20 protein-coding genes and 4 pseudogenes are annotated in these 26,353 nt (G+C 63.0%); 14 read left to right on the forward strand and 10 right to left on the reverse strand.

Annotated elements, in window-relative coordinates; all coding sequences use genetic code 11:
• Positions 1-141 precede the first annotated feature (141 nt).
• The 6 genes from J2R76_RS00830 (at position 142) to J2R76_RS00855 (ending at position 6,050) form a co-directional block, all read left to right on the forward strand.
• Positions 142-1,323 carry an ABC transporter substrate-binding protein gene (locus tag J2R76_RS00830; RefSeq protein ID WP_253623621.1) on the forward strand — a complete coding sequence of 394 codons (1,182 nt, stop codon included), beginning with the start codon at positions 142-144 and terminating at the stop codon, positions 1,321-1,323.
• Between the two features lie 210 nt (positions 1,324-1,533).
• Positions 1,534-2,403, forward strand: a complete 870-nt coding sequence (locus J2R76_RS00835) for a branched-chain amino acid ABC transporter permease (protein ID WP_253623622.1) — start codon at positions 1,534-1,536, stop codon at positions 2,401-2,403.
• Positions 2,404-2,410: 7 nt separating this feature from the next.
• Positions 2,411-3,442, forward strand: coding sequence for a branched-chain amino acid ABC transporter permease (locus J2R76_RS00840; RefSeq protein WP_253623623.1), 1,032 nt, complete (start codon positions 2,411-2,413; stop codon positions 3,440-3,442).
• Positions 3,439-4,191, forward strand: coding sequence for an ABC transporter ATP-binding protein (locus tag J2R76_RS00845; RefSeq protein ID WP_253623624.1), 753 nt, complete (start codon positions 3,439-3,441; stop codon positions 4,189-4,191). Before J2R76_RS00840 ends, J2R76_RS00845 begins: the two co-directional genes overlap by 4 nt.
• A complete protein-coding gene (locus J2R76_RS00850; protein WP_229191356.1) occupies positions 4,184-4,900 on the forward strand; it encodes an ABC transporter ATP-binding protein in 717 nt (238 codons plus the stop codon). Before J2R76_RS00845 ends, J2R76_RS00850 begins: the two co-directional genes overlap by 8 nt.
• A gap of 31 nt (positions 4,901-4,931) precedes the next feature.
• A complete protein-coding gene (locus tag J2R76_RS00855; protein WP_253623625.1) occupies positions 4,932-6,050 on the forward strand; it encodes a cobalamin-independent methionine synthase II family protein in 1,119 nt (372 codons plus the stop codon).
• A gap of 111 nt (positions 6,051-6,161) precedes the next feature.
• Here J2R76_RS00855 and J2R76_RS00860 read toward each other — a convergent pair whose 3' ends face one another.
• On the reverse strand, positions 6,162-7,895 hold the full coding sequence (locus tag J2R76_RS00860) for a caspase family protein (protein WP_253623626.1): 1,734 nt from the start codon (positions 7,893-7,895) through the stop codon (positions 6,162-6,164).
• A gap of 196 nt (positions 7,896-8,091) precedes the next feature.
• On the opposite strand from J2R76_RS00860, the gene J2R76_RS00865 reads away from it, so the two are divergent.
• From J2R76_RS00865 to J2R76_RS00880, 4 genes and pseudogenes are all read left to right on the forward strand, one after another.
• On the forward strand, positions 8,092-9,447 hold the full coding sequence (locus J2R76_RS00865) for a hypothetical protein (RefSeq protein ID WP_016843649.1): 1,356 nt from the start codon (positions 8,092-8,094) through the stop codon (positions 9,445-9,447).
• Between the two features lie 60 nt (positions 9,448-9,507).
• Positions 9,508-10,704 (forward strand): methionine adenosyltransferase, encoded by a 1,197-nt coding sequence (gene metK / locus J2R76_RS00870; protein WP_057016728.1) that lies wholly within the window; start codon positions 9,508-9,510, stop codon positions 10,702-10,704.
• Positions 10,705-10,830: 126 nt separating this feature from the next.
• Positions 10,831-12,258 (forward strand): adenosylhomocysteinase, encoded by a 1,428-nt coding sequence (ahcY, locus tag J2R76_RS00875; protein ID WP_253623627.1) that lies wholly within the window; start codon positions 10,831-10,833, stop codon positions 12,256-12,258.
• 578 nt (positions 12,259-12,836) lie between these two features.
• Positions 12,837-13,710, forward strand: a pseudogene (locus J2R76_RS00880) (transposase).
• Positions 13,711-13,787: 77 nt separating this feature from the next.
• Here J2R76_RS00880 and J2R76_RS00885 read toward each other — a convergent pair.
• On the reverse strand, positions 13,788-14,234 hold the full coding sequence (locus J2R76_RS00885; protein ID WP_253623628.1) for a hypothetical protein: 447 nt from the start codon (positions 14,232-14,234) through the stop codon (positions 13,788-13,790).
• Here J2R76_RS00885 and J2R76_RS00890 point away from each other — a divergent pair.
• Positions 14,223-14,579 carry a hypothetical protein gene (locus J2R76_RS00890; protein WP_253623629.1) on the forward strand — a complete coding sequence of 119 codons (357 nt, stop codon included), beginning with the start codon at positions 14,223-14,225 and terminating at the stop codon, positions 14,577-14,579. The genes J2R76_RS00885 and J2R76_RS00890 overlap by 12 nt on opposite strands.
• A gap of 1 nt (position 14,580) precedes the next feature.
• On the opposite strand, the gene J2R76_RS00895 is transcribed toward J2R76_RS00890, so the two are convergent.
• Complete coding sequence (locus J2R76_RS00895; protein ID WP_253623630.1) at positions 14,581-15,327, reverse strand: FkbM family methyltransferase; 747 nt, start codon at positions 15,325-15,327, stop codon at positions 14,581-14,583.
• A gap of 1,671 nt (positions 15,328-16,998) precedes the next feature.
• On the opposite strand from J2R76_RS00895, the pseudogene J2R76_RS40910 reads away from it, so the two are divergent.
• A pseudogene (locus tag J2R76_RS40910) lies at positions 16,999-17,469 on the forward strand (DUF6502 family protein); the annotation flags it as partial.
• Between the two features lie 141 nt (positions 17,470-17,610).
• On the opposite strand, the pseudogene J2R76_RS40915 reads toward J2R76_RS40910, so the two are convergent.
• The 3 genes and pseudogenes from J2R76_RS40915 to J2R76_RS00910 form a co-directional block, all read right to left on the reverse strand.
• Positions 17,611-17,763, reverse strand: a pseudogene (locus J2R76_RS40915) (transposase); the annotation flags it as partial.
• A 184-nt stretch (positions 17,764-17,947) separates the two neighbouring features.
• Positions 17,948-18,154, reverse strand: coding sequence for a hypothetical protein (locus J2R76_RS00905; RefSeq protein ID WP_253623632.1), 207 nt, complete (start codon positions 18,152-18,154; stop codon positions 17,948-17,950).
• A 140-nt stretch (positions 18,155-18,294) separates the two neighbouring features.
• Positions 18,295-18,555, reverse strand: coding sequence for a hypothetical protein (locus J2R76_RS00910; protein WP_253623633.1), 261 nt, complete (start codon positions 18,553-18,555; stop codon positions 18,295-18,297).
• A gap of 1,317 nt (positions 18,556-19,872) precedes the next feature.
• On the opposite strand from J2R76_RS00910, the gene J2R76_RS00915 reads away from it, so the two are divergent.
• Positions 19,873-20,142: a hypothetical protein gene (locus J2R76_RS00915; RefSeq protein WP_253623634.1), complete on the forward strand. Its 270-nt coding sequence runs from the start codon at positions 19,873-19,875 to the stop codon at positions 20,140-20,142.
• A gap of 33 nt (positions 20,143-20,175) precedes the next feature.
• Here J2R76_RS00915 and J2R76_RS40920 read toward each other — a convergent pair.
• From J2R76_RS40920 to J2R76_RS00930, 4 genes and pseudogenes are all read right to left on the reverse strand, one after another.
• Positions 20,176-20,310, reverse strand: a pseudogene (locus tag J2R76_RS40920) (transposase); the annotation flags it as partial.
• Between the two features lie 738 nt (positions 20,311-21,048).
• Positions 21,049-21,843 (reverse strand): IclR family transcriptional regulator, encoded by a 795-nt coding sequence (locus tag J2R76_RS00920; protein ID WP_253623635.1) that lies wholly within the window; start codon positions 21,841-21,843, stop codon positions 21,049-21,051.
• A 199-nt stretch (positions 21,844-22,042) separates the two neighbouring features.
• Complete coding sequence (locus J2R76_RS00925) at positions 22,043-23,791, reverse strand: FAD-dependent oxidoreductase (protein WP_253623636.1); 1,749 nt, start codon at positions 23,789-23,791, stop codon at positions 22,043-22,045.
• A gap of 10 nt (positions 23,792-23,801) precedes the next feature.
• Positions 23,802-25,004, reverse strand: coding sequence for an ABC transporter substrate-binding protein (locus tag J2R76_RS00930; protein ID WP_375166467.1), 1,203 nt, complete (start codon positions 25,002-25,004; stop codon positions 23,802-23,804).
• A gap of 353 nt (positions 25,005-25,357) precedes the next feature.
• Here J2R76_RS00930 and J2R76_RS00935 point away from each other — a divergent pair, with 353 nt between their 5' ends.
• Complete coding sequence (locus J2R76_RS00935; protein ID WP_253623637.1) at positions 25,358-26,287, forward strand: aspartyl/asparaginyl beta-hydroxylase domain-containing protein; 930 nt, start codon at positions 25,358-25,360, stop codon at positions 26,285-26,287.
• The last annotated feature ends 66 nt before the right edge of the window (positions 26,288-26,353 follow it).

A 26,353-nucleotide genomic window follows, 5' to 3' on the forward strand; every position in this document is an offset into this window, starting at 1 on the left:
ACACGTCCATCGTCCGATTGACAGAGGGCACGGGGAGACGCCTTGTCGCGTTGCGGCTTGGCCGTGCATGCTTGAGTTAAAACAAGGCAAGAGCCGGGGACCAAGGCTCGATGCAGAACAGCGGAAGGGGGAGGGACGTCGATGTTCAATCGTCGCAAAATGTTGCTGTGGGGCGCCGCTTCGGCCGTGCTTCCCGGGTTGTGTGCCAGCGTGCCGGCGTGGGCGGACGACGTCGTCAAGATCGGGCTGATTCTGCCGATGACCGGCGGTCAGGCGTCGACCGGCAAGCAGATCGATAACGCCATCAAGCTCTACATGCAGCAGAACGGCGACACCGTCGCCGGCAAGAAGATCGAGATCATCCTGAAGGACGACGCCGCGGTGCCGGACAACACCAAGCGGCTCGCGCAGGAACTGATCGTCAACGACAAGGTCAATTTCATCGCCGGCTTCGGCGTGACGCCCGCGGCGCTCGCTGCGGCGCCGCTGGCGACGCAGGCCAAGATCCCGGAAGTCGTGATGGCGGCCGGCACCTCCATCATCACCGAGCGTTCGCCCTATATCGTGCGTACCAGCTTCACGCTGGCGCAGTCCTCCACCATCATCGGCGACTGGGCGGTGAAGAACGGCATCAAGAAGGTCGCGACGCTGACCTCCGACTACGCGCCCGGCAACGATGCGCTGACCTTCTTCAAGCAGCACTTCACAGCCGGCGGCGGCGAGATCGTCGAAGAGGTCAAGGTCCCGCTCGCCAATCCGGACTTCGCGCCGTTCCTGCAGCGCATGAAGGATTCCAAGCCCGACGCGATGTTCGTATTCGTGCCGGCGGGGCAGGGCGGCAACTTCATGAAGCAATATGCCGAGCGCGGGCTCGACAAGAGCGGCATCAGGGTGATCGGACCCGGCGACGTCATGGACGACGATCTGCTCAACAACATGGGCGATGCCCCGCTCGGCGCGGTGACGGCGCATCTCTATTCGGCCGCCCATCCGTCCGCGATGAACAAGGAGTTCGTCGCCGCCTACAAGAAGGCGTTCGGCAACCGCCCGGGCTTCATGGCGGTCAGCGGCTATGACGGCATCCATCTGATCTACGAGACGCTGAAGAAGACCAATGGTGCGACCGACGGCGACAAGCTGATCGAGGCGATGAAGGGCATGAAGTGGGAGAGCCCGCGCGGCCCGATCTCGATCGATCCGGAAACCCGCGACATCGTGCAGAACATCTATATCCGCAAGGTCGAGAAGGTCGACGGCGAGCTCTACAATGTCGAGTTCGCGACCTTCGAGGCCGTCAAGGATTCCGGCAAGACCAAGAAATAGCATCGTCATCGGCGGCGTGCGCTCCGGCCCTCACCACGTCATGCGCGGCCAAAAGCGCGAAGCGCGTCTTCGCGCATGTGTGCCGGGCATCCACGTCTTTTCTTCCCGGCGAGCAGAAAGACGGGGATGGCCGGGACAGGCCCAGCCATGACGATGACCTTGACGTTCGAGCTGTTGTTCTTGTTGCGTCCTCACGGCTAAGCTGACTCCATGGCCTCTATCCTCACCAACCTGTTCGACGGCGTCGCTTACGGCATGCTGCTGTTCGTGCTCGCCTGCGGGCTTGCGGTGACGCTCGGGCTGATGAATTTCGTCAACCTCGCGCATGGCGCCTTCGCGATGGCCGGCGGCTATATCTGTGCCGTGCTGGTGAATAATTCCGGCTGGCCGTTCTTCGCAGGCCTGCCGCTCGCCTTTGTCGGCAGCGCGGTGATCGGCATCGCGCTGGAGCGCACGCTGTACCGCCATCTCTATAGCCGCAGCCATCTCGATCAGGTGCTGTTCTCGATCGGCCTGGTGTTCATGTCGGTGGCGGCGGTCGACTACATCATGGGATCGTCGCGGGTCTTCATCAAGCTGCCGGCGGCGCTGGAGGGCCAGATTGACCTGTTCGGCGTCGGCATCGGCCGTTACCGGCTGATGATCGTCGTGATCTGCGGCCTGCTCACGCTGGCGCTGCAACTGATCCTCGCCAAGACCCGGTTCGGCAGCCGGCTGCGCGCCTCGGTCGACGATCCGCGCGCTGCGATCGGGCTCGGCATCAACGTGCCGCAGGTGTTCGCCTTCACCTTTGCGTTCGGCTGCGGCCTCGCTGGCCTCGGCGGCGCGCTGAGTGCGGAGATCCTCGGGCTCGATCCGTACTTCCCGCTGAAATTCATGATCTACTTCCTGATCGTCGTCACCGTCGGCGGCTCGTCCTCGATCACCGGACCGTTCCTGGCGTCGCTGCTGCTCGGCATCGCCGACGTCGCCGGCAAGTATTACGTGCCGAAGCTCGGCCCCTTCGTGATCTACACTGTTATGATCGTGATCCTGCTCTGGCGTCCGAACGGCCTGTTCGGCCGTACCGCGGCACGGTGAGGCGGTCATGACGGCGCTATCAGACGTTTCCACTCACGCGATGGCCAGCGCGCGCTGGCGGGTCAGCGAGGTCGCGTTCTGGGCGCTGGCGCTCGCCTGCGCCTTCCTGTTCCCGTCGCGCTATTTGATCATGACCGACATCGTGCGGCTCGGCCTGTTCGCGCTGTCGCTCGACCTGATCCTCGGCTACGCCGGCATCGTCTCGCTCGGCCACGCGGCCTTTTTCGGCGTCGGCGCCTATTCCGCCGGCTTGCTGGCGCTGCACGGCATCATCAACGAGCCCGTCATAGCGCTGGTCGCCGCCGGTCTGGTCGCGGCGGTGCTCGGCTTCCTGACCAGCTTCCTGGTCATCCGCGGCGTCGACCTGACGCGGTTGATGGTGACGCTCGGCATCGCGTTGCTGCTGGAAGCGCTTGCCGAGCGCTTCTCCAACATCACCGGCGGCACCGATGGGCTGCAGGGCATCGAGATGCAGCCGATCCTTGGTCTGTTCACCTTCGACATGTTCGGCAAGACCGGGTTCTTCTACTCGCTGATCGTGCTTTTCATCCTGTTCCTGCTGGCCCGAAGCATTGTGCATTCGCCGTTCGGCCTGTCGCTGCGCGCGATCAAGAACAATCCGCTGCGCGCGGCCGCGATCGGCGTGCCGGTCAACCGTCGCCTGATCGCGGTCTATACGCTCGCGGCCTTCTATGCCGGGATCGGCGGCGCGCTGTTCACCCAGACCACGGCGCTCGCCTCGCTCGACGTGTTTTCCTTTGAGCGCTCCGCCGACCTGATGCTTATGCTCGTGATCGGCGGCACCGGCTATCTCTATGGCGGCCTGATCGGCGCCGTCGTGTTCAAGATGCTGCAGGAGCTGTTTCAGAGCATCACCCCGCAATACTGGCTGTTCTGGATCGGCCTCGTGCTGGTCGTGATCGTGCTGGTCGGCCGCGCGCGCATCCATCGCTGGGTGCTGTTCATGCCCAACCTGATCATCCGCCAGTTCGCCGGCCGCAAGGCCGCCGTTGCCGTGCCGGAGAGCGACGCGTCATGACGATCGCGCTGGAAACACGCGGCCTCGAAAAATCCTTCGGCGCCCTTCGCGTCACCCGCGATCTTTCGCTGAAGGTGATGCAGGGCGCGCGCCACGCGCTGATCGGGCCGAACGGCGCGGGCAAGACCACCGTCATCAATCAGCTGACCGGCGTGCTAACGCCGAACAGCGGGCGCATCCTGCTCGAAGGCAGCGACATCACCGGCCTTTCCGTCCACAAGCGGGTGCTGCGCGGGCTGTCGCGCACGTTCCAGATCAACCAGCTCTATCGCGACCTGACCCCGCTCGAAACCATCGGGCTTGCGGTCTCCGAACGGATGGGGCGCGGCGGCGACTGGTGGCGACGGATGGGAACGCGGAGCGACGTCAATGCCGAGATCGCCGAGATACTGTCGCGCTTCCATCTGCTCGACGTGATGACGGAGCCCACCTCGACCTTGCCCTATGGCAAGCAGCGCCTGCTCGAGATCGCGGTCGCGATCGCCGCCAAGCCGCGGGTGCTGCTGCTCGACGAGCCCGCGGCCGGCGTGCCCGAGAGCGAGCGTCACGACATCCTTGCGGCGGTGGCGGCACTGCCGCGCGACGTCACCGTGCTGCTGATCGAGCACGACATGGACCTCGTGTTTTCCTTCGCCGACCGCATCTCGGTGCTGGTCAATGGCGGCCTGCTCACCGAGGGCGCCCCCGATGAGGTCGCGCGCGATCCGCAGGTGAGGGCGGTCTATCTCGGCGAGGCCGCCGATGCCTGAGCTTCTTTCCATCCAGGGCCTGCGTGCCGGATACGGCGAGGCGGTGGTGCTGCCCGACATGTCGCTGGCGCTTGCCGAGGGCCAGGTGCTCGCGCTGCTCGGCCGCAACGGTACCGGCAAGACCACGCTGATCAATTCGATCGTCGGCATCGTCAGGCGCCTCAGTGGCAGCGTCGCGCTCGCAGGCCGCGACATCACGGCGATGCGGCCCGACCAGCGCGCCCGCGCCGGGATCGGCTGGGTGCCGCAGGAGCGCAACATCTTCCGCTCGCTGACGGTGGAAGAGAACATGACCGCGGTGGCGCAGCCCGGGCCGTGGACGGTCGAGCGGGTATACGAGATGTTTCCGCGGCTGCAGGAGCGGCGGCGCAATTTCGGCAACCAGCTGTCCGGCGGCGAGCAGCAGATGCTGGCGATCGGCCGCGCGCTGACCCTAAATCCGAAAGTGCTGCTGCTCGACGAGCCGACCGAAGGCCTCGCGCCGATCATCGTTGAGGAATTGTTAAAGGCGATCGGAACCATCACGCGCTCGGGTGGCATCTGCTCGATCATCGTCGAGCAGAACGCGCAAAAGATTCTGGGGCTGGCCGACCGCGTTGTGATATTGGAACGCGGCACGATCGTGCACGATGCCGCAAGCAGCGCGCTGAAAGCCGATCCCTCCGTCCTCGAGCGCCACCTCGGCGTCTCCGGGGCCAAGGCACATTAGAAGGCACATGAGAAACGTCCGGGAGTTGACCATGCAGCGAACCAAGCCTCCGTTCCGCGCCGACGAGGTCGGCAGCTTGTTGCGGCCGCCGAAGATCAAGGAGGCCCGCGCCAGATTGGAGAAGGGCGAGATCTCGGCCGACGAGCTGCGCAAGGTCGAGGACATGGAGATCGAGAAGGTCGTGCACAAGCAGGCCTCGGTCGGCCTGAAGCTTGCGACCGACGGCGAGTTCCGCCGCTCCTGGTGGCACTTCGATTTCCTCAGCCATCTGACCGGTTGCGAGCTGTTCCATCCCGACATGGGTATCCAGTTCGCCGGCGTGCAGACCCGGCACGACGCCATCAGGGTGATCGGCAAGCTGGATTTCTCCGATCATCACCCGATGCTCGATCACTTCAGGTTCCTGAAGAAGTACGCCGACCAGGCGCACGTCACGCCGAAATTGACGATCCCCTCGCCGGCGGTGCTGCATTTCCGCGGCGGCCGCAAGCTGATCTCGAAGGAGGTCTATCCGGACCTCGAGGAATTCTATCAGGACCTCGGCAAGACCTATCGCAAGGCGGTGAAGGCGTTCTACGACGCCGGTTGCCGCTATTTGCAATTCGACGACACGGTGTGGGCCTATCTGTGCTCGCAGGAGGAATTGCAGAAGTCGCGCGACCGCGGCGACAATCCCGATGGCCTGCAGGAGATCTACGCCCGGGTCATCAACTACGCGATCGCCGACCGTCCGTCCGACATGGTGATCACGACCCATGTCTGCCGTGGCAATTTCCGCTCGACCTGGATCTCCTCCGGCGGCTACGAGCCGGTCGCCGAGACCCTGCTGGCCGGCACCAATTACGACGGCTACTTCCTCGAATATGATTCCGACCGCGCCGGCGGCTTCGAGCCGCTGCGCTTCCTGCCCAAGGGCAACAAGGTCGTGGTGGTCGGCGTCATCACCTCGAAGTTCGGCGAGCTCGAGAAGAAGGACGACATCAAGCGGCGGCTGGAAGAGGCATCGAAGTTCGCTCCGATCGAGCAGCTCGCAGTGTCCCCGCAATGCGGCTTCGCCTCGACCGAGGAGGGCAATATCCTCTCCGAGGAAGAGCAGTGGGCCAAGCTCAGGCTCGCGGTCGAGGTCGCGAACGAGGTGTGGGGGAAATAAGGCCGCATTCTCCGTCATTGCGAGGAGCGAAGCGACGAAGCAATCCATCTTTTCCCTGCATGGAGGCATGGATTGCTTCGCTGCGCTCGCAATGACGTGGAGAGCGCTGTGTCACTGCTCCGCCAGATAGACCTCGCCGAGCAGCGACGAATTCGACCACGGCACCTGCTTGCCCTTGGTCGCGGCGACGACTTCGGCGCGGACCCGGGTCAGCATCTGCTGCACCTCGAGGCCGGGCGTGCCGACATGGCGCGACAGCGCCGCCGAGAACGGACTGTTGGCGCCTTCGCCGTCGAGCGCGACCTCGCCCGGCGCGGTCGCAAACGCGATCAGCGTGCCGGCGCCGAGCGTCGAGCCCGATCCGAGCGAGGCGGGCGCGGCAAGGCCGGAGCCCGCTTCGATGCCGCGGCTTGAACCTGCGGAGGCCAGCTGCGGTGCCATCGGATTGTTGCGGCAGGCATCGAGGATCAGGATGTTGGTGCGGATCTGGTCGTCGAGCCCGGCCATGATCGTGTCCATGTCGACCATCGCGTCGGTCATGCGCGCGCCCGCCCTGAACTCGATGTCGACCGGCACGAGATAGTTGCGGCCGTCGACCTGCACGCCGTGACCGGCATAGTAGACCACGGCGATCTGCGACTGCGCCGCCTCGCGCAGGAAATCATTGATCGTCTTCCGCATCGTGTCGCGATCGAGATCGAGCCCCTCGGAGACGGTGAAGCCGATGTCGCGCAGGCTCCTGGCGATGGCGCGCGCATCGTTGGCCGGATTGGGCAGCGCCTTGACATGCGCATAGGCGCCGTTGCCGATCACCAGCGCGAGGCGTCGGCCGGTTGCTGCCGCCGGGGCCGCCGCGGCGGGCGGCGCCGGTGCCGGTGTCTTGACGGAAGCGGCCGGTGGCGCGGCCGGGCTGCTCTCGGCGGCCGGCGCTGCCGCGGTCTTGCGCGGTGCCGCGTCGGTCTCCTTGAGCAGCGCGAGCCGAACTTTCGCGGTGGCCTGGTTGGCCTTGCTGCCGGCATCGGATGCCACGCCTTCGAGCACCGAGGCGTAATCTTCCTTGACATGCGCAGCATCACCCTTCGCTTCGTAGCTGAGGCCGCGCTGGGTATAGGCTGAGATCAGCACGCTGCCGGGCGGCGTCATGATGTTGACGGGCGCTTTGGCCTTGGCGAGCCGGATCGCCTCCGTCGTGTCCGCGATCGCGCGCTCGATCTCGCCCTTGGCGCGCCAGATCACGGCGCGGCTGATCAGCGGCTGCGGCAGCGACGGGTCGATCCTGACCGCCTCATTGATGTCGGCGAGCGCGCCGTCGAGATCGCCGAGCGCCCGCTTCGAGGCGCCGCGGTTCTGATAGGAGAAGGCTGACTTCGGACCGGCCTTGATCGCGGCGTCATAGTCGGCGATCGCCTTGGCATAGTCGCCCTTGCTGCGATAGGCGTTGCCGCGGTTGTGAAAAATGATGCCGCTCGGCGGCCCCATGCGCAGCGCATCGTTGAAGTCGGCGATCGCAATGTCGTACTCGCCTTTGTCGAAATAGGCCGAGCCCCGGAGATTGTAAACGGCGGTGCTGGGCTTGAGGCGCAGCGCCTCGGTGGCGTCGGATATCACCTGGGCGTAGTTGCCCTTCTTGTTCCAGCCGACCGCGCGCCAGAAATAGATGGTCGCGAGCTTCTCGCCGAAAAACACCTTCAGCGCGATGATCTTGGTGCAGGCGTCGATCATCTGGTCGGCCGGCGTGGTCTCGGTCGTGCAGAGCGGACCGAGTTGGGAGCGCGCCTGGGCGAAACAGGGCGCCGACCAGAGCAAAGCGGCAAGGAGGGTGGGGATCAGGAGCAGGCGGCGCATCGGTCATCCGGGTAAGGCCGTCATGGCGATCGACGACGGCAGGGCGGTCCAAGAGACCGGTCCAGGGGGCGGTCCATGACTGTTTGGTGATTGGGCAGCAGAGGGGGTTCAACTGGTGGGAAAATGGTGATAAGACGCTACCAGTCATCATTTCTGCCCACTCCCGTCCCACTCGCTGCTGCCCGCCCAAGGCGCCATGAAGAACGACGAAATCCTCAGCCAGATCACGGATTTCTGCCGCCGCTCCGACATGGCGGAGACGACGTTCGGCCGCCGTGCCGTCAATGACGGCAAGCTGGTGTACCGGCTGCGGGAGGGCAAGCGCATCACGATCGATACGCTTGACCGTATCAACGCCTTCATCGCGACCTCCACGCCGGGCGGCGTGGCGCCGCCGCGGGGCCTCGTGGTGCCGCCGGAAAAGCGCGATCCACGGGGCAATTTCCGGTTTTTCGAGAACCGCCAGCGCTATTTGCTGTTCGTCCACACCTGCAGCGAGAAGCGGGTGATCGCCGACCGGGTTGCGCTGGAGCTGGCGGCCATCCACCCGCGGCCGCCGGCGCTGCGGGTGTTCGATGCCGGGATGGGCGACGGCACGGTGCTGGCCCGGGTCCTGCGCGCCATGCATGGCCGCTTCCCACATATGCCGTTCTATGTCGCCGGCAAGGAACTGAGCCTTGAGGACGTCCGCCTGACCCTCGACAAGGTCCCCGACCGCCTGTTCGAGCATCCGGCCAGCGTCTTCGTGTTCACCAACATGTATTACGCCGAGGCGCCGTGGCTGACGCCCAAGAACTCCGCGGCGGCCGCCAGCATGATCTGGCACGAGGTAGCCCTGCGGGGCGCTTCCTCGGGTGAGTTCGAGGCCCAGATCGCCGAACTCGGTCCGTTCCTGGAGCAGAACTGGCGCGCCAATCTCAGCCCCGGCAATGCGATGCCGATCTATGAGCGGCCGGTGGCGCTGGTCCTGTACCGGGACGATCACCGGTTCCTGCTCGATTCCATCATTCCGCGGGCCGGACGCACCGAAGCCAATTTCGATCTCGTGATCGCCTCGCAGCCCTATCGTGCCAAATCCTCGGTGAACTTCCGCGCCAAGCGGATCATCGCGCCGCTGGCCCGCGCGCTGCGCGGCGGCGGACGGCTGATAGGAATCCACTCCCACGGCGGCGATCCCGGACTTGAAATGATTCAAGCGGTCTGGCCCGGAGAAAATCCTTTCGCCGTCAGCCGCCATGAGATACTGCGCGCGGTGAAATACGAACTGGGCTCCGCCGGCCGCGAGCTGAACTTCAACGCTTACGCCGATAACCGTTCGATCTTCCGATATGATATGGAAGCGCTGCCCAATGAGGTAACCGGCTCGATCGGAACCTCGACGGCCTTTGCTGCGTGGAATGCGGCGGTGTATGTCGCGCAGATCGAAGATGAGCGGTTGACCGAAACGACCGAAAACGGACGAGCTCTCGAGGCCACACGCGAAGTTCTCCGCAAACACAACGGGCTGTGGTTCTACGACGAATCCTACGTCATCTCGCGGCGACGAGACTGACATGCCGGGGACATATTCACCAACCAACGTCGGACTTCGACTTAACAAGGGGTTTGCTTGATGCGCGCGTCTTACCTGTTCACCAGCGAGTCGGTCTCGGAAGGCCATCCGGACAAGGTCTGTGATCGTATTTCGGATGAGATCGTCGATCTGTTCTATCGCGAGGGACCGAAAGCGGGCATCGACCCGTGGCAGATCCGCGCGGCGTGCGAGACGCTCGCGACCACCAACAAGGTGGTGATCGCCGGCGAAACGCGCGGCCCGAGCTCGGTCACCAACGACCACATCGAGAGCGTGGTTCGCTCTGCAATCAAGGACATCGGTTACGAGCAGGACGGCTTCCACTGGAAGAACTGCGACATCGAGATCCTGCTGCATCCGCAGTCGGCCGACATCGCGCAGGGCGTCGACGCGCTGCAACCGGGCGAGGTCAAGGAAGAGGGTGCCGGCGACCAGGGCATCATGTTCGGTTACGCCACCAACGAGACGCCGGACCTGATGCCGGCGCCGATCTTCTACGCCCACAAGATCCTGCGGCTGATCTCTGAAGCGCGCCACTCCGGCCGCGAGAAGGTGCTGGGTCCGGACTCCAAGAGCCAGGTCACGGTGCAGTACGAGAACGGCAAGCCGGTCGGCGTCCGCGAGATCGTGGTCTCGCACCAGCATCTGGTCGAGGACCTGTCGTCCAAGCAGATCCGCGACATCGTCGAGCCCTACGTCCGCGAGGCGCTGCCGAAGGAGTGGATCACCGACAAGACGATCTGGCACATCAATCCGACCGGCAAGTTCTTCATCGGCGGTCCCGACGGCGACTCCGGCCTGACCGGCCGCAAGATCATCGTCGACACCTATGGCGGCGCGGCTCCGCATGGCGGCGGCGCGTTCTCCGGCAAGGATCCGACCAAGGTCGACCGCTCGGCCGCCTATGCCGCGCGCTATGTCGCCAAGAACATCGTCGCGGCGGGTCTTGCCGACCGCTGCACGCTGCAGCTCGCCTATGCCATCGGCGTGGCGCGTCCGCTGTCGATCTACATCGACACCCACGGCACCGGTAAGGTGTCGGAGGATCAGCTCGAGAAGGCGGCGGCCAAGGCGATGGATCTGACGCCGCGCGGCATCCGCAGCCATCTCGATCTCAACCGCCCGATCTACGCGCGCACCTCGGCCTACGGTCATTTCGGCCGCACGCCCGACAATGAGGGCGGCTTCTCCTGGGAGAAGACCGATCTCGTCGAGCAGCTGAAGCGCGCGCTCTGATACTTGCGTCATTCTGGGGCGCTCGCGAGAGCGAGCGAACCCGGAATCCCTAATCATCACCTCGAGATTCCGGGTTCGCCTCTTCGAGGCGCCCCGTAACGACCCGTTCAACAACAGGACGCTCAAATGAACGCCCCCACGAAGCCCGGCTTCACCGACTACATCGTCAAGGACATTGCGCTCGCCGATTTCGGCCGCAAGGAGATCTCGCTGGCCGAGACCGAGATGCCCGGCCTGATGGCCACCCGCGAGGAGTTCGGCCCCAAGCAGCCGCTGAAGGGCGCGCGCATCGCGGGCTCGCTGCACATGACGATCCAGACCGCGGTGCTGATCGAGACGCTGGCCGCGCTCGGCGCCGACATCCGCTGGGTCTCCTGCAACATCTACTCGACCCAGGATCACGCCGCGGCCGCGATCGCCGCCGCCGGCATTCCGGTGTTCGCCGTCAAGGGCGAGACGCTGACCGAGTACTGGGACTACACCGCAAAGCTGTTCGACTGGCACGGCGGCGGCACGCCGAACATGATCCTCGATGACGGCGGCGACGCCACCATGCTGGTGCATGCCGGATACCGCGCCGAGCAGGGCGACACCGCCTTCCTCGACAAGCCGGGCTCCGAGGAAGAGGAAATCTTCTACGCGCTGGTCAAGCGCCTGCTGAAGGAGAAGCCGAAAGGCTGGTTCGCGGAGATCGCCAAGAACATCAAGGGCGTCTCGGAAGAGACCACCACGGGCGTGCATCGCCTCTACGAGATGGCCAACAAGGGCACGCTCCTGTTCCCGGCGATCAACGTCAACGACAGCGTCACCAAGTCGAAGTTCGACAACCTCTATGGCTGCCGCGAGTCGCTGGTCGACGGCATCCGCCGCGGCACCGACGTGATGCTGTCGGGCAAAGTCGCGATGGTCGCCGGTTTCGGCGACGTCGGCAAGGGCTCGGCCGCCTCGCTGCGCCAGGCCGGCTGCCGCGTCATGGTCTCCGAAGTCGATCCGATCTGCGCGCTGCAGGCGGCGATGGAAGGCTATGAGGTCGTGACCATGGAAGACGCGGCGCCGCGCGCCGACATCTTCGTCACCGCCACCGGCAACAAGGACATCATCACCATCGAGCACATGCGCGCGATGAAGGATCGCGCCATCGTCTGCAACATCGGTCACTTCGACAACGAGATTCAGATTGCGAACCTTCGCAATCTGAAGTGGACCAACATCAAACCGCAGGTCGACGAGATCGAATTCCCCGACAAGCACCGCATCATCATGCTGTCGGAAGGCCGCCTCGTGAACCTCGGCAATGCGATGGGCCATCCGTCCTTCGTGATGTCGGCGTCCTTCACCAACCAGACGCTGGCGCAGATCGAGCTGTTCGCCAACAATAAGGACGGCAAATACGCCAAGAAGGTCTACGTGCTGCCCAAGACGCTCGACGAGAAGGTCGCCCGCCTGCACCTCGCCAAGATCGGCGTCAAGCTGACCGAGCTGCGCAAGGACCAGGCCGACTACATCGGCGTCAAGCAGGAAGGTCCGTACAAGTCGGATCACTACCGCTACTGATCCGCGCTCACAGCGATCGATCACGGGAAGAGCCCCGGCATCGCCTGGGGCTTTTTTGCGGGGGTGGTGGGGGTGACGGAGGGCCGTCGCCGCGGCGGAACGACGCTCCGACGTCGCCAAATACCCCGTCGTCGTCCCTGCGATAGCAGGAACCCATAACCACAGGGCTGTGTTGTTGAAACAAGCTGCGGCCACGGCCTGCAAAGCAGATGAGTTTGCAAGTAATTTAAGCGCAGAATTCTGAACAGAACCTGTTTTTTACCCCATTGATCCTGCTGGATTATTTTCGAGATTCAGAATTGAATTGACGGTTGCGTCATGCCGCCTTCGGATAGTTCCGGTCACTCTCAGATTGAAAGCGGAAGACCGCATAAAGTCGAAGTCGCTAGCCTAACTGGTGGTAGAAAGATGTGTTAGATCAACGGTTGATCGAAGTATCCGGAATACCGCTGCGGATAACGAATATACTATTCAAGCCTTTGAAACTCTCCCAGAGCATGTTTTTTTCGCAGAATCGGGATTCCCAGCGGGAGCGATTTCTGATTCAAACTCCGTGCTGGAGAACGGAGGCCACATGGATGACGCGACCCTATTCAGAAGACCTTCGTGAACGGGCTCTGGCGCGAGCTGATGCAGGAGAACAGTTCGTTCGATTGCAGAGGCGCTTCAGATCAGCCCGTCCTGTGTAACGAAGTGGAAGAATCTGAGACGGGAGACTGAGGGCGTTTCACCCGGCAAGATCGGCGGTCACAAGAAGCCGGTTCTGTCCGGTGCCAATGCTGATTGGCTGCGTAAGCGCGTTCTCTCGGGACCATTCACTTTGCGGAAGCTGACACAGGAACTGCCGGCGCGCGGGATCAAGCCGATGTGCGGGCGGTGTGGACGTTTGTGCATGCCTAAGGGCTGAGCTTCAAAAAAACGATCCTGCCAGTCGAACAAGGTCGCCCCGACATCGCCCGTAAGCGGACACGCTGGAAGGCCCATCAAGGCAAGATTGACGCTTCACGCCTGATCTTTATCGACGAGACTTGGATCAAGACCAATATGGCGCCACTGCGCGGTTGGGGACCGAGTGGACAGCGGCTCCAAGCATCCGCCCCACGGCCCCATCAATGACGAACTCTTCACCCTCTATGTCGAGAAGGTGTTGGCCCCAACTCTGACAAAAGGCGAGGTCGTCATCCTCGACAATCCTGGCAGTCACAAGGGCAAGTCCGCCCGCAATGCCATCCGCGCCACCGGAGCGCATCTGCTTTTCCTGCCGCCCTACAGCCCTACAGTCCCGATCTCAATCCGATCGAACAGGTCTTCGCCAAGCTCAAACATCTGATGCGAGCCGCAGAACCGCGCGATGTCGAGGCAACCTGGCGCAAGGTCGGCGAACTCCTCGACCTCTTTTCTGCACAAGAGTGCGCCAACTATCTCAAAAACTCAGGCTGTGTTTCCGTGTAAAAACAGCGTGTTCTAGCCAAACGTCACGGAGTGAATGAGAGCGCATTGCATGAAAACGCCGTGGACTGTCGAAATTCTCAAAGCTGTTTTTGCTTGGTCGACAGCTTGCTGGCCCCGTCGGCTCGCTTCTCGATGGTGGCTCGATGTGCATAGCGCTTCCGCGTCGCGGCCAACGCACGCTTCTCGGCTCGGTTGGCGTAGCCCTCATAGGCCTTCGACTTGTGGCCGGAGAGGGCACGGCCCTGGCCGTCGGTCAGCTCGGCTTCCTCGAGTTCGGTCATGCCGCCGTGCCGGCAGGCGTCGAGCGTGAACGTGTCGGGCAGGCCGAGCAGCTCGCGCAGCTTGCGGACGTGACGGGCCATGGTGTGGATATCCCAGACTCGCGCCACGTGGTCTTTGGTGCGCCCGGGCTTCATGATCAGGCCGGTGCCGAGCTTCGGCAGATGGCCTAACACCTGTTCGGCCTCGTCGTAGAACAGCACGCGTTCGCCTTCGATAGTCTCCTCGAGGGGATGCAGCACCATCTCGCCTGTCTTGTGGTGCTCGATCCGGATCTGGTTGGGGTGACGGGCGCTGCCGCAGCGGCATTCAACACCATCACGAACTTCAACTTCACCAACAACAAGTTCTTTGGCTGTACGAATACCAGCGGCGCTCTCATCAACGTGTCCGTTTGCTCCCAATTCAATATCTCGAACAACCAGGCGAATGGCGGAGGCTTTACATACTTCGCTACGATCAGCCCGGCACAGGACTACTATGTCGTGCGCGGCAATCTGAGCGGCGGCCTGGCGACCGCGGGCACCGGCAATGCCAATATCAGCAACGTATCGCCCGGCGCGCACTCCACAGTAGATGAGAACTGGTGATCTACAGTTGAGGTTCTTGTGAGATGCGGCGCGACCACTCTTCCGACCGCTCGACCGGAACCAAGAACCAGTCCCAATAGGAGACGTCGCATGTGTGCTCCCACTCATCCAGGTCGCTGACAATCGATCCGAAGAAGTCGCCGATGCGGTATTGCATCGACTCGGCCGCTTTAAAAAGCGTCTGCCTGCTGTGCCCATAGGCCGAGTATGACGGGTAACCGTATTCGACACTGAGGAACGGCCTGTTCTCCGCGAGGGCTTTGCGCGCGCCGTTGAGCACCGCAATCTCATTGCCCTCGACGTCTATCTTGATGAACGACAGACCATCCAATTCGCCCGCGAAATCGTCCAATGCGCGTACTTCGACCTCGAATTTGTCGAGCTTGGTGACCAGATCGGGGCGATTGTAGATTTTCTGCCGCAACCCGCTTTCTTCTAAAGCGCCTTCGACGCGCGTGAAGGTGGCAGTTCCGGCGCGATCGGAGAGGGCAAACGGATAAATGCGCAGGCAATCGCGCGGAACGATGGCGTTTCTGACCTCGGGGAGCGGTTCGAAAGCCCATACCCTGCCAGTTGGACCAACCAGTTCGGAAAATACCGAAGTGTGCCGGCCTGAATGCGCGCCGATATCGATGACTAAATCTCCCGGGGAGATCAGCCTTCTATATTTCTGCTCCAGGGTTGCCTCATAATCGGGCGCTGGCTTGAGAGCCGCCATGCGGAGGGCGTTGGCACGAGCGGTTGTCATCACTCTCCTCTCAATTTCAAGGCGAATTCTATCGGCGCAACCGGGATGCGTAAAGACAATTTAAGGTGTGCACGCGCCGGGCTCGCTGGGCAGCGTTTCCGCAACAGGGTAGGGCTACGCATGACGCATGCCGATCGTCAAAGCAGCTGAATACCGAGCGGACGTCAGTGGTTATGGCGGCGCTTCGACGCGGAATATTCTGAACGTCATCCCGCAGGGTGATAGGCACGGACCTTTCCCGTCTTTCGCGCCTAACTCGCAGAAGCTTCGGGGCTGTGCCGCGGCGTGTTCTACGTTCTTAGATCTGACGTCAGCGTTGTGACGTTCGCGCGGCTAAACCCTACGTGCTCCACAACACCGATTTCAGTTGGACCGACGTTTCGGCGGGCGGCGGCAGCTTCAGCGCATTATCGACCACGGCGCAATAGCAGTTTGCGTAAACAAGGCACTTGATCTTTGCGACGCAAGCCAATGCGGTGTTGCAAATCTTTGACATGTCGGCATCGACCCAGTAGGCGGCTCGCCGCGGCGAGCCGACTTCACCACCGTCATCGGCGTGGTTTCTCGTCTTGTCGGGCCTGCTGTCGTCGCCCTATCGCGTCATGTGGCCAGACCTCAACAGCTTCAGCGCTGCGCAGACTGCCGAGCCTCAACTCTAATGTGCGCAAGAGTTACGGCGGGAAATGAGCGGGCCGGCATGTGCGAGCCTCGATGGCGCGGCTGAACGCGAGTGCCTGAGTCGTGTGGTTGCTGCGGTGACGCAAGGGCGAGAAGCGTAGGGCAGCAGCCAAAGGTGACAATCCGGAACCAGCCCCCGAGTGGTGCACAATCGGGGGAATTCCTCATGACCAACGAGTCTTTACCATCCGCTAATGCACGGCCGCCATCTGCGCTCCCGTTACTCGTTGCGGTCATCGCTCTCATGACCGCCGGCGGCGCGCTTTGGGCGAGCTACGGGAACGCAACAAAGCTGGCCACTTCGCAAGAGCATGCTGCGGTTGTCCCACCTCCGGATCCTGCAATTGAACAGAGAGCTGCAAGGCATTCAGGCTGAGCAACAAAGGCAGGCCGAACGGATCGGCGACGTTCAACAGAAGACTTCAGCGCAACAGGGGGCAAAAGCTATTGTCCGATCAACTCAGTGCACTGAGTGCGCGCGTTAACTCGCTCCAGTCGGCAACGGCTGAAACAATCTCCGGCACCGCAACCCGCGCCAGCCCCGCAAGGTGCCAAACGTAGCAGGCGATAGGGAAGTAACCCACTCAGCTAAGGGTTGCACGCGGCCGGACGCTGCTGCTAGAATAGCGCAGCCCCTGTAATCCGCGTTCGGGTGGCTGGTCGCGGGCGCTCCAGCTTGGTACACGGGCTGGGGCGCTGCGCGTCTTGTGGCCGATCGCGAAAAGCGGGGCGGTCTCCGTTTGGATGGACCGCAAGACAATGACGTTTGAGGAATTAATCACCACAACATTGCGGGTCTGCTGTCGCCTCTGGCGACCACGAGATCTGATTGCGTCGTCGCAGCGTGAGACAGCCGAGCAACCGTCGGGCGTATATGCCCCGTTCACAAATCCATGCGGGTGTGGCCGACGCTTCGGCCTGCTGCGGGTCGCAGCGCCGCGGGCGACGCTAGGTGGGATTGTGTCCCACGGCGCGGACGGCTAAAAGTTAGGCATGAATGCCAAGGCCCCGAAGTCGAAGGTGGGATCGTTCGCGCCGATCGCCGCAGCGAAGCTGCATGCGCCGCTGGCGCGGATGTTGCGCCCGCTGGTGCGGCTTTGCATCCGCGGCGGCATGACGTTTCCGGCGCTGACCCAGCTGCTGCGCGAGCTCTATGTCAACGTCGCCGAGCACGACTTCGCGCTCGAGGGCAAGGAGCAGACCGACAGCCGCGTCAGCCTGCTGACCGGCATCCACCGCAAGGAGGTGGCGCGGCTGCGCGGCGCCGGCGCGCCGGTCAATGCGGAGCCGGCGACGCTGTCGCGCACCAGCGCGATCATCGCGCGCTGGCTGGCCGGGCCCGAGTTCACCGATGCCAAGGGCGAGCCGCTGCCGCTGCCGCGCACCGCGGACGGAGGCGCGCCGTCGTTCGAGACGCTGGTCGAATCGATCACCAAGGATGTGCGGCCGCGCGCGGTGCTGGAGTACGCGCGGCTGCCACGGAGCGAACTCGGCATCAACCGTAGGCAAAAGCTTCGGAGTTTCCTCAGCCGATGCCGCTACGGCGGCGATCTGCACCGGCGTAAAAGATGGTGCAACTTGTTCCGATGTCCGTGCTTGTCGACGCCAGGTAAACACCAGGCTGGCCGCTACTCCGTTGCGACGCGCAACCTCAGTCACCTTCGTGCCCGGTGCCAATGTCTCCTCGACAATCCGTGCCTTGTCGTCCTGCGACCAGCGCCGCCGCCGCTCTAGCCCGCCCAAAACCTCGACCCGCATCGCCTGATGACCTTAAAGCTAGACTTAAGGCCACACGCTTCGCGAATTGCCACCCGTCACGCAAGACGGCCCCCGTCGGATGCGTACGCCGGATCAAACGGCGAGCACTCCTTTACGGGTGCGCAGGTTTGGGGGAGGCCGGGCGTGGCGATTAGGCGGAAGGTCGAGGCAAAATAGCCTACTGCTATGGGCGAGGTTTGTCCGAGCGGTCCGTAGACAGCAACGGCGGTAGTGGCGCCATCTGCGGGCGTCGCTCCTTCTCTTCCTCGAGCTCATCGTCAGAATACTTAAAGCGGCTTCTCGCGATGAGGCCGGCCAGCAACAAGATGAAGCCAACACCGATCATGAGTACGGGGATCAGCTTTTCCCAATCAGTGATCAAGTCATTCACTCAAAGATCTCCGCGATATATCCGGATGCGCCCTGCGCTGTTGGAAGCTTCCGACCTCAAAGAAACAAGCGCAATGCGGAGTGATCGGCAGTCATGATTGCCGTGACGCCGCCTCGTGGATGAGAAAGACTGAAGATGCGCTATTGGAGAGCGAAGTGGACCTTATTCAATAAGGATGGCTCGACAGCGGTGACAAGCGCAAAGAGTAGCAAGACGACACCGATCGGCTCCAAATAGCGGCGCCATGTAGCAAACAGCCCCATGCTGAAGAAAGCCGTTGCGATCAAAATACTGACGAAAACCTTTCCATTATAAAGCCACAACGCCAGAAACGACACATAGGCCAGTACGCAAGCCTTCATGCCACCACGAGCAGCCAAACCATCAAACGTATCATTCATTGTCGCCCCACCCCAGAAAAACGCGTAGTCGCAAAAATCGGAAAACAAGGATGCCTAGTATTCTATGTCAGCTACGGCAGCAATCCCTTTGAAAATCCCTCGAAGTTTGAACGTGACCTTAAGATGAGTGGCGCGGGGCCGGCAACTAGCTTTTTGGGTTGATTAGACCATTGGTGCCGGATCCCTTGGCCGCTACGAGGGAGCTGGAAAGCTAATCTATTTGATTGATTCTCGATGAAGATAGCTATGAACTAGGGTTTGTTCGGGCGACCAGCGTACGGCTCCGCAAGCCGTAGGCCGACCGGCGTGGGTGGCTAGGCGCTTTTGGATTTTTGGGTTTGATGGCTGAACCAATCTTGAAGGTGGCACCGTATCGGCGACTGAATCCGAGTTCTGTGGTTTTTCGCGTTAGCCTGATCTCATCCTCGGGAGAGCGATTGATCGAGGTCACCGTGCCTGTGGACGTGCCGGTGGATCGGTATGCGTGGCCGCCGCCAGAAGGTTCAAATGTGCAGCCTCCAATCCCCAGGGCTGCATTGCTACTCGTGGTCGACGCCGCAAAGCGGGCGGCGCGACAATTCTCGGAATGCGCTTTCGAACTATGAGTGCGCAATCCCAGTCTCTGATTCACATAGGTTATTTCATGAGTTCGTAATGGCGCTTGAATAGGACAAGTTGGCGTGGCTAACGCCGAGGATACCGGCAGGAAATAGGTTATCAAGAGGCGGTTCGGAGAGCTCAAATAGGCAAAATGGCGTATTGCCACGCACACAGCGGTTCGCGGAACCTCTACGCACGCAGCGGTGCACGCTACAGCTTCGCAACTAGAGCACCAGCGCCGGGTACGGAGCTGGTGCTTTTTAGGCGAAGTCTTTGCCGGCCCAAGTCATCGCGTGAAGGTCCCGTGTAAGATTGCGATCTTAGACCATCCTGATCTTAGCTTTTAGCTTTCGATGGATGAGCATTTCTGCTCGTCGTTTATCCAATTCTGGCAGATTCGAACTATGCTGCGTGCTTCTGCGCTATCGAGATGAATCACAATTTCAAACTGCTCATCGTAGCGGTGGATCCCCGGGAAATGGGATCTGTTTTCCGCCAGCAAGTAGTCCTAACGCGAGTTGGTATAGCATCTGGATTGCAGTTTTCCCGGTTGGCGTGGGCGATTCTTCGCCGCGCCCTGTGCGTGATGCAAGTGTTCGATGCACTTGGACTCGGGCCGACAGAGAACCGCTCCCATGTTTGTCGTAAGGCGGCCTTGGCACGCGCAGATCGGGCGTACTCCCATTGCGCGATGGATGGACTGGAAGCGGGACTCTGATGTGCGTCCAGGCGGGGTTGCTGGTACGCAGCAACCGCGACTGGTGCCATGGCGTCTACCGCTGGCGGTACAAGCGCCAGCGCCTCCGGGTCGACGTGCGCATCCACCCGGATGCGTCGTCGGTTGCCAAGGTCAATTTCGATCAATCCAGTACGCGCGGACGCTACGGAGCGCACCCAGCCGTCACCCGCAGGCAAAAGCTTCGGAGCTTCCTCCACCTCCCTAGCGACGATCTGCACCGGCGCAAAAGATGGTACAACCTGCTCTGATGTCCGTGCTTGTCGACGCCAGGTAAACACCAGGCTGGCCGCGACGTTGCGGCGCGCAACCTCAGTCACCTTCGCGCCCGGCACCAACGTCTCCTCGACAATCCGCGCCTTGTCGTCCTGCGACCAGCGCCGCCGCCGCTCCAGCCCTCCCAAAACCTCGACTCGCATCGCCTGATGACCTTAAAGCTAGACTTAAGGCCGCACGCTTCGCGAATTCCTCACGTCAAGCAAGACGGCGCCCGTCGGATGCGTACCGTCCGACTTAAGCGTATGGTCAAGCATAGACACAAGCCGATCCCTTCAAAGAGATCGTGAAACTCGCCAATCCCGTGTGCCGCGAGAAGGTGGGAGCAGAACGACGCTTATCGGTCCCTGCTTTCGCAGGGACGACGGCGAGTTTGTTGCGTGACTGAATCATACGTCAACATTCTCGCGACACGATCTGTCCGAGCTTTGCATTTCGCTTCGCCGCTCTGGAAACAGAGAGCGCAGGGAAAGCCGGATGCCGATCGCACCCATGGGCCCCGTGCAAAAGGTAGAAAGCACGGGGGTAGGACCACAGGTGTAACCGGAGCAATCCGGCTTTCCCTGCGCGATGGTTTTACGGCTTATACGTGCTCGCCCCGGTGAGACTGGGCATTTTTGTCACCGCCCTCGCAAACGCTTGCGCACTTTGCGAGAGGACACCTGCCGCTAGGGCGTCAGGCCTGCGCGATTTCGCCGTCCGCCTCGCGCGCACTCGTCAGTCGCGCACGCGGCGTCCACCGCATCTCACCGCAACACCCGTGACGATGCGCAGCGCCCCTCGATCGGGTGAGACGAGGGAACCATACACCGGGGCTTGCGCTGTCGGGCAACTCAGTGGCACGCGCGCGAGGGAGCCCGGCTGGCGCGCTCGCCTCACAGTCACTTCAATGCCCGCGCCGTGCCGTGCCCCAGTTGCCGCGAGATATCGACGGCGCAGCCTTGCAGCGCGGCGGCGATCGCGCTGTCCCAGCTGGCGTCGAAGGTGCCTTCCGGTCCCATCGCGGTGATGACCAGCGCGACGTGGCCGGCGTGATCGAACACCGGCGCGGCGAAGGCGTTGACGCCGGGCAGGGGATCGCCGATCGCCCGCGCCAGCCCGAGGCTGCGGACCTCGGCGAGGATCTCGGCCGTCTTCGCGTCCGCCGGCGGCCGTTTCGGATTGTAGCCGACGCCGAGGCGATCGAGGCCGCTCTCGAGCGCGGTCCTGATAGCATTCGGCGGCATGAAGGCAGCGAAGGCGCGGCCGGTCGCGGTCTCGAGCAGCGCCACCACCGATCCGACGCGCATCGCGATATGCACCGGATGGCTCGGCTCTTCGAGCCTCACCACGGTCGCGCCGTGGGTGCCCCAGACCGACAGCGACACCGCGTGATTGATGCTGTCGGCGAGCGCCGCGATCCGCGGCGTTGCGATCCGCACCGCGGACTGCCGGCGCAGGCTGATCAGGCCGAGCTCGAGCGCTAGCGCCCCGATCTCGTAACGGCCGGTGACCTCGTCCTGCTCGATCAGGCCGATGCGGGAAAAGCTGACGAGATAGGGATGCGCCTTGGCCGGCGGCATGCCGGCTTCGCGCGCGAGATCGCGCAGCATCATCGGTTCGCCGCTGCGGGCCAGCGCGCGGAGCAATTCTCCGCCGACCTCGATCGACTGTATGCCGCGGCTCTCTCTCGTCATGTGGCCCTGTTCGCGTTCGCGCGTTCGCACTTAGCAGGAAACCTTGCCGTCCGCGAGACGCGGGGCGGCAGGATCAATCTGGCGCGTCACATCCGCCTCTATCACTGTCAGCCTGGGAGCGCACATCTCGCGCGCGTCTCGAAGGGTCGACGGCCCTACTGGTGGCCGTGCATCCTTCGAGGCTTGCTCCGCTCGCGCCTCAGGAGGACGGGTTTGACCTGCCCCTCTGCTCCGCCGCCACACCGGCAATGTGCTTGCCCGCGATGTAGCCGAAGGTCAGCGCGGGCCCGAGCGTGATGCCGGCGCCGGGATAGTTGCCGCCCATGATGCTCGCCATGTCGTTGCCGGCGGCATAGAGGCCGGCGATCGGCTGGCCGTCGGCGTCGAGCGCGCGGGCATTGGCGTCGGTCCGGATGCCGGCATAGGTGCCGAGATCGCCGATCACCATCTTGATGGCGTAGAACGGCATGGCGTAGAACGGCCCGTGCTGGATCGGCGCGATGCAGGGGTTGGGTCCGTGCAGCGCATCGCCCTGGTAGCGGTTATAGGCACGCGAACCCTTGCCGAAGGCGGGATCGCGTCCCTCCGCCGCGGTGGTGTTGAACTCCGCGACGGTCTCCTCGAGCGCCTTGGCGTCGATGCCGGCCTGCGCGGCGAGCTCCGCCAGCGTCGCGCCGCGCTTGAGATAGCCGGTCTTCAGGTGATGGCCGAGCGGCATGGGGCGCGGTGGCACGCAGCCGAGGCCGTATTTGCGCAGCGTCTCGTGATCGCAGATGAGATGCGCCGCGATCTCCTCGCCGGGCTTCGCCGCCTTGATCATCGCCTGCACGAAGTCGTGGTAGGAATTGCCTTCATTAGCAAAGCGCCTGCCGTCGGCCATCACCGCGATCACGCCCGGCTTGGCGCGATCGATGAAATGCGGCATCACGCCTTTCGAGCCGTCCTTGCGCGTCGTGACCGAGACCGGCACCCAGGCCGCGGCATTCGGCAGCGAGTCGTCGACGCGGCCGCCGGCGGATTCCGCAAGGCGCAAGCCGTCGCCGGTATTGCCGATCGGGCCCGGCGAATAATGTTCTTTTCCAGTGGGGGCGTGCGGAAACATCTTCTGCCGTCGCGCGACGTCGTGCGGAAAACCGCCACAAGCGAGCACCACGCCACGCTTGGCGTTGACGCGGATCGTGCGCCCTTCACGCACGACGACCGCGCCGCGCACCACGCCGTTCTCGACGATCAATTCGCGCACCGGCGAGTTAAGCCAAAGCGGGATCTTGAGGTCGAAGGCGGATTTCGCCAGCCGTCCGGCGAGCGCGTTGCCGTTGGTCAACGTCATGCCGCGGCCGTTGCGGATCACGTCGATGGCGTGCTTCGACAGCCGTTTGGCGACATAGGCCGCCGAGGTCAGCGACCGGGTCGCGCGCATGAAATGCACGATCTCCTTGCCGGAGCCGAGCATCATGCCGAACACGGTGAGCTCGGGCAGGGGGCTGCCGAGATTCTTGAGGGCGTCGCCGAGCTCGTGGGCGTCGAACGGCCGCGTCACCATCGAGCGGCCGCCCTGCGCGCCGCCCGGCGCTTCCGCATGATAGTCCGGGAAGGTCAGCGGCATGTCGAAGCGTACCGCGGTGCTGGTGGTGAAGAAGTCGACCGCCTTCGGCCCCTCGGTCAGGAACGCATCGACGCGGGCGGCGTCAAAGCTGTTGCCGGCCTCGTGGCGCAGATAGGTTTTGGCCTGATCGGTCCTCTCCTCGATGCCCCAGGCCTTGGCCAGCGAGGTGCCGGGGATCCACAGCCAGCCGCCGGAGCGCGCGGTGGTGCCGCCGAACCGCGGCTCCTTCTCGACCACCAGGACCTTGAGGCCGTGATGGCCGGCGGTGACCGCCGCCGACAGCCCGGCGCAGCCGGAGCCGACGACCAGCGCGTCGCAATCATAAGCTTCTTCGTTGGCCACGCGATCGATCCTATTTCTTGAGCAGCGGGCACTTCGACTCGGAGACCGGACGATAGGCGTCCTCGCCCTTCACCGTCTTGACGATGTCGAGATAGCCCCACGGTTCCTTGGATTCCGAAGGCTTCTTCACCTTCGCCAGATACATGTCGCGGATCACGCGGCCGTCCTCGCGCAGCTTGCCGCCATGCACGAAGGTGTCCTCGATCGGCAGCTCGCGCATCTTGGCCATCACCGCCTTCGGATCGTCGGTGCCGGCGGCCTGGATCGCCTTGAGATAATGCAGCACCGAGCCGTAGACGCCGGTCTGGATCATGGTCGGCATCACATTGGCGCGGGCGTAGAACTTCTTCGACCAGGCGCGCGTCTTCTCGTCCATGTTCCAGTACGACGCCGTCGTCATGTAGGTGCCTTGCGCGGCGTTGAGGCCGATCGCATGCACGTCGGTGTCGAACATCAATAGCCCGACCAGCTTCTGGCCGCCCTGCACGAGGCCGAACTCGCCGGACTGCTTGATCGAATTGTCGGTGTCCTGGCCGGCATTGGCGAACGCCACCACGTCGGCCTTCGAGCTCTGCGCCTGCAGCGCAAAGGAGGAGAAGTCGGCGGTGTTGGTCGGATGCTTGACGCTGCCGAGCACCTTGCCGCCCATCTCGTTGATGAAGCGCGTAGCGTCCTTCTCGAGCTGCTGGCCGAAGGCGTAATCCGCGGTGACGAAGAACCAGGACTTACCGCCTTCCTTGATCACGGCCGAGGCCGTCACCTTGGACAGCGCGTAGGTGTCGTAGGCGAAATGCACCGTGTTGGGGCTGCACAGTTCGTCTGTCAGCGAGCTCGCGCCGGGACCGGACAAGAGCGCGATCTTGTTGCGCTCGCGCACCATGTTGTGCACGGCGATCGCGATGCCGGAATTCGGGATGTCGACGACCGCGTCGACCTTGCCGTTGTCGAACCAGCCGCGCACGACCTGCACGCCGACATCGGTCTTCATCTGGTGGTCGGCGGAGATGATCTCGATCGGCTTACCGAGCACGGTGGGGCCGAATTCCTCGACCGCCATCCTGGCCGCCTCGACCGAGCCCGGGCCCGAATTGTCGCGTCCCCAGCTCGACAGGTCGGTCAGCACACCGATGCGCACGACGTCGTCGGAAACCTGGGCGTGAGCGGCCGTGGTGATCACCGCGACAATGGCTGCCGCCAGAAACTGTCTCATCATTCCTCCCTTTGGATGTCCGCGTTCTTCGGCGGGTCATCTCAGGATTAGGAATTGTCTAATCAGTTTGTCAATGGCGAATTAGGTGTGTGAATAGTGTCACAAGGTTGGCACCAGTGCGGCGCGATGCTTCACATTTGGTGAGCGAACGCTTACACTGGCTCGTCCGGGACGGCACCGCGGCAACGATTCCGGCTCATTTGCCAGACCGCGCCGCAGTGCCAAGTCACTATGAAACAGGGGAGTTTTCGCGGACGGCGACGCGTCTCGCCGCCCGGACTGGGCCGCCCGTGAAGGGCAAGGCTCCTGCGGGCGGGGCATGAAGGGCGTCGGCGGGCAGCGATCATAGACGGATCATGTTGAGACAGCTCTTCGCGCCGCAGCTCGTCATTCTTTACGTGCTGGTGGCCTCTACGCTCTACGTCCACTTCCGCGGCAAGCATCGGTTGCGCTTCGCTCGCCAGCTCGGCGATCACTCGACCTACCTCGCGCCCTACAATGTGCTGATGTATGCTGGCTCCGCCGTGCCCAACACGCCGGTGATTCCGGTTGAGCAGTTTCCCGAGCTCAAGAAGCTCTCCGACAATTGGGAGACGATCCGGGACGAGGCCACGCGCCTGTTCGACGAAGGCTTCATCCGTGCCGCGGCCAAGAACAACGACTGGGGCTTCTACTCCTTCTTCAAGAGCGGCTGGAAGCGCTTCTATCTGAAATGGTACGACGACTTCCTGCCGTCGGCGCGGACGCTGTGCCCGAAGACGGTGGAGCTGCTCAACTCGATTCCGAACGTGCATGGCGCGATGTTCGCGATGCTGCCGCCGGGCGGTAAGCTCGGGGCGCACCGCGATCCCTTCGCCGGCTCGCTGCGCTATCACCTCGGCCTCGTGACGCCGAACTCGAACCAGTGCCGCATCCTCGTCGACGGCGTCGAATGCGTCTGGCGCGACGGCGAGGCCTTCATGTTCGACGAAACCTTCATCCACAGCGCCGAGAACAAGACCGACGTCAACCGCATCATCCTGTTCTGCGACGTCGAGCGCCCGATGAAGTTCGGCTTCATGACGGCGATGAACCGCTGGGTCAGCCACAACATCGTCAAGGCGTCGGCGACCCAGAACGTTGACGGCGAGCACGTCGGCGCGCTGAACAAGGTGTTCGGCAAGCTCTACGAGATCCATGTCGCCAGCCGCAAGGTGAAGGAGTGGAATCGGAACGTGTATTACACGCTCAAATATTCCGCGACCGCGCTGATCCTCGGCCTGATCGTGATGTCGGCGCTGCACTGACCGCGGCGGCGTTGCCGCGTTGGAAGCAAAAGCCCCGAAGCATGCTCCGGGGCTTTTTGTCTGGGA

Origin of the sequence: Bradyrhizobium sp. USDA 4532 (assembly GCF_024171315.1) — a bacterium.
In the GTDB taxonomy this organism is placed as follows: domain Bacteria; phylum Pseudomonadota; class Alphaproteobacteria; order Rhizobiales; family Xanthobacteraceae; genus Bradyrhizobium; species Bradyrhizobium australafricanum.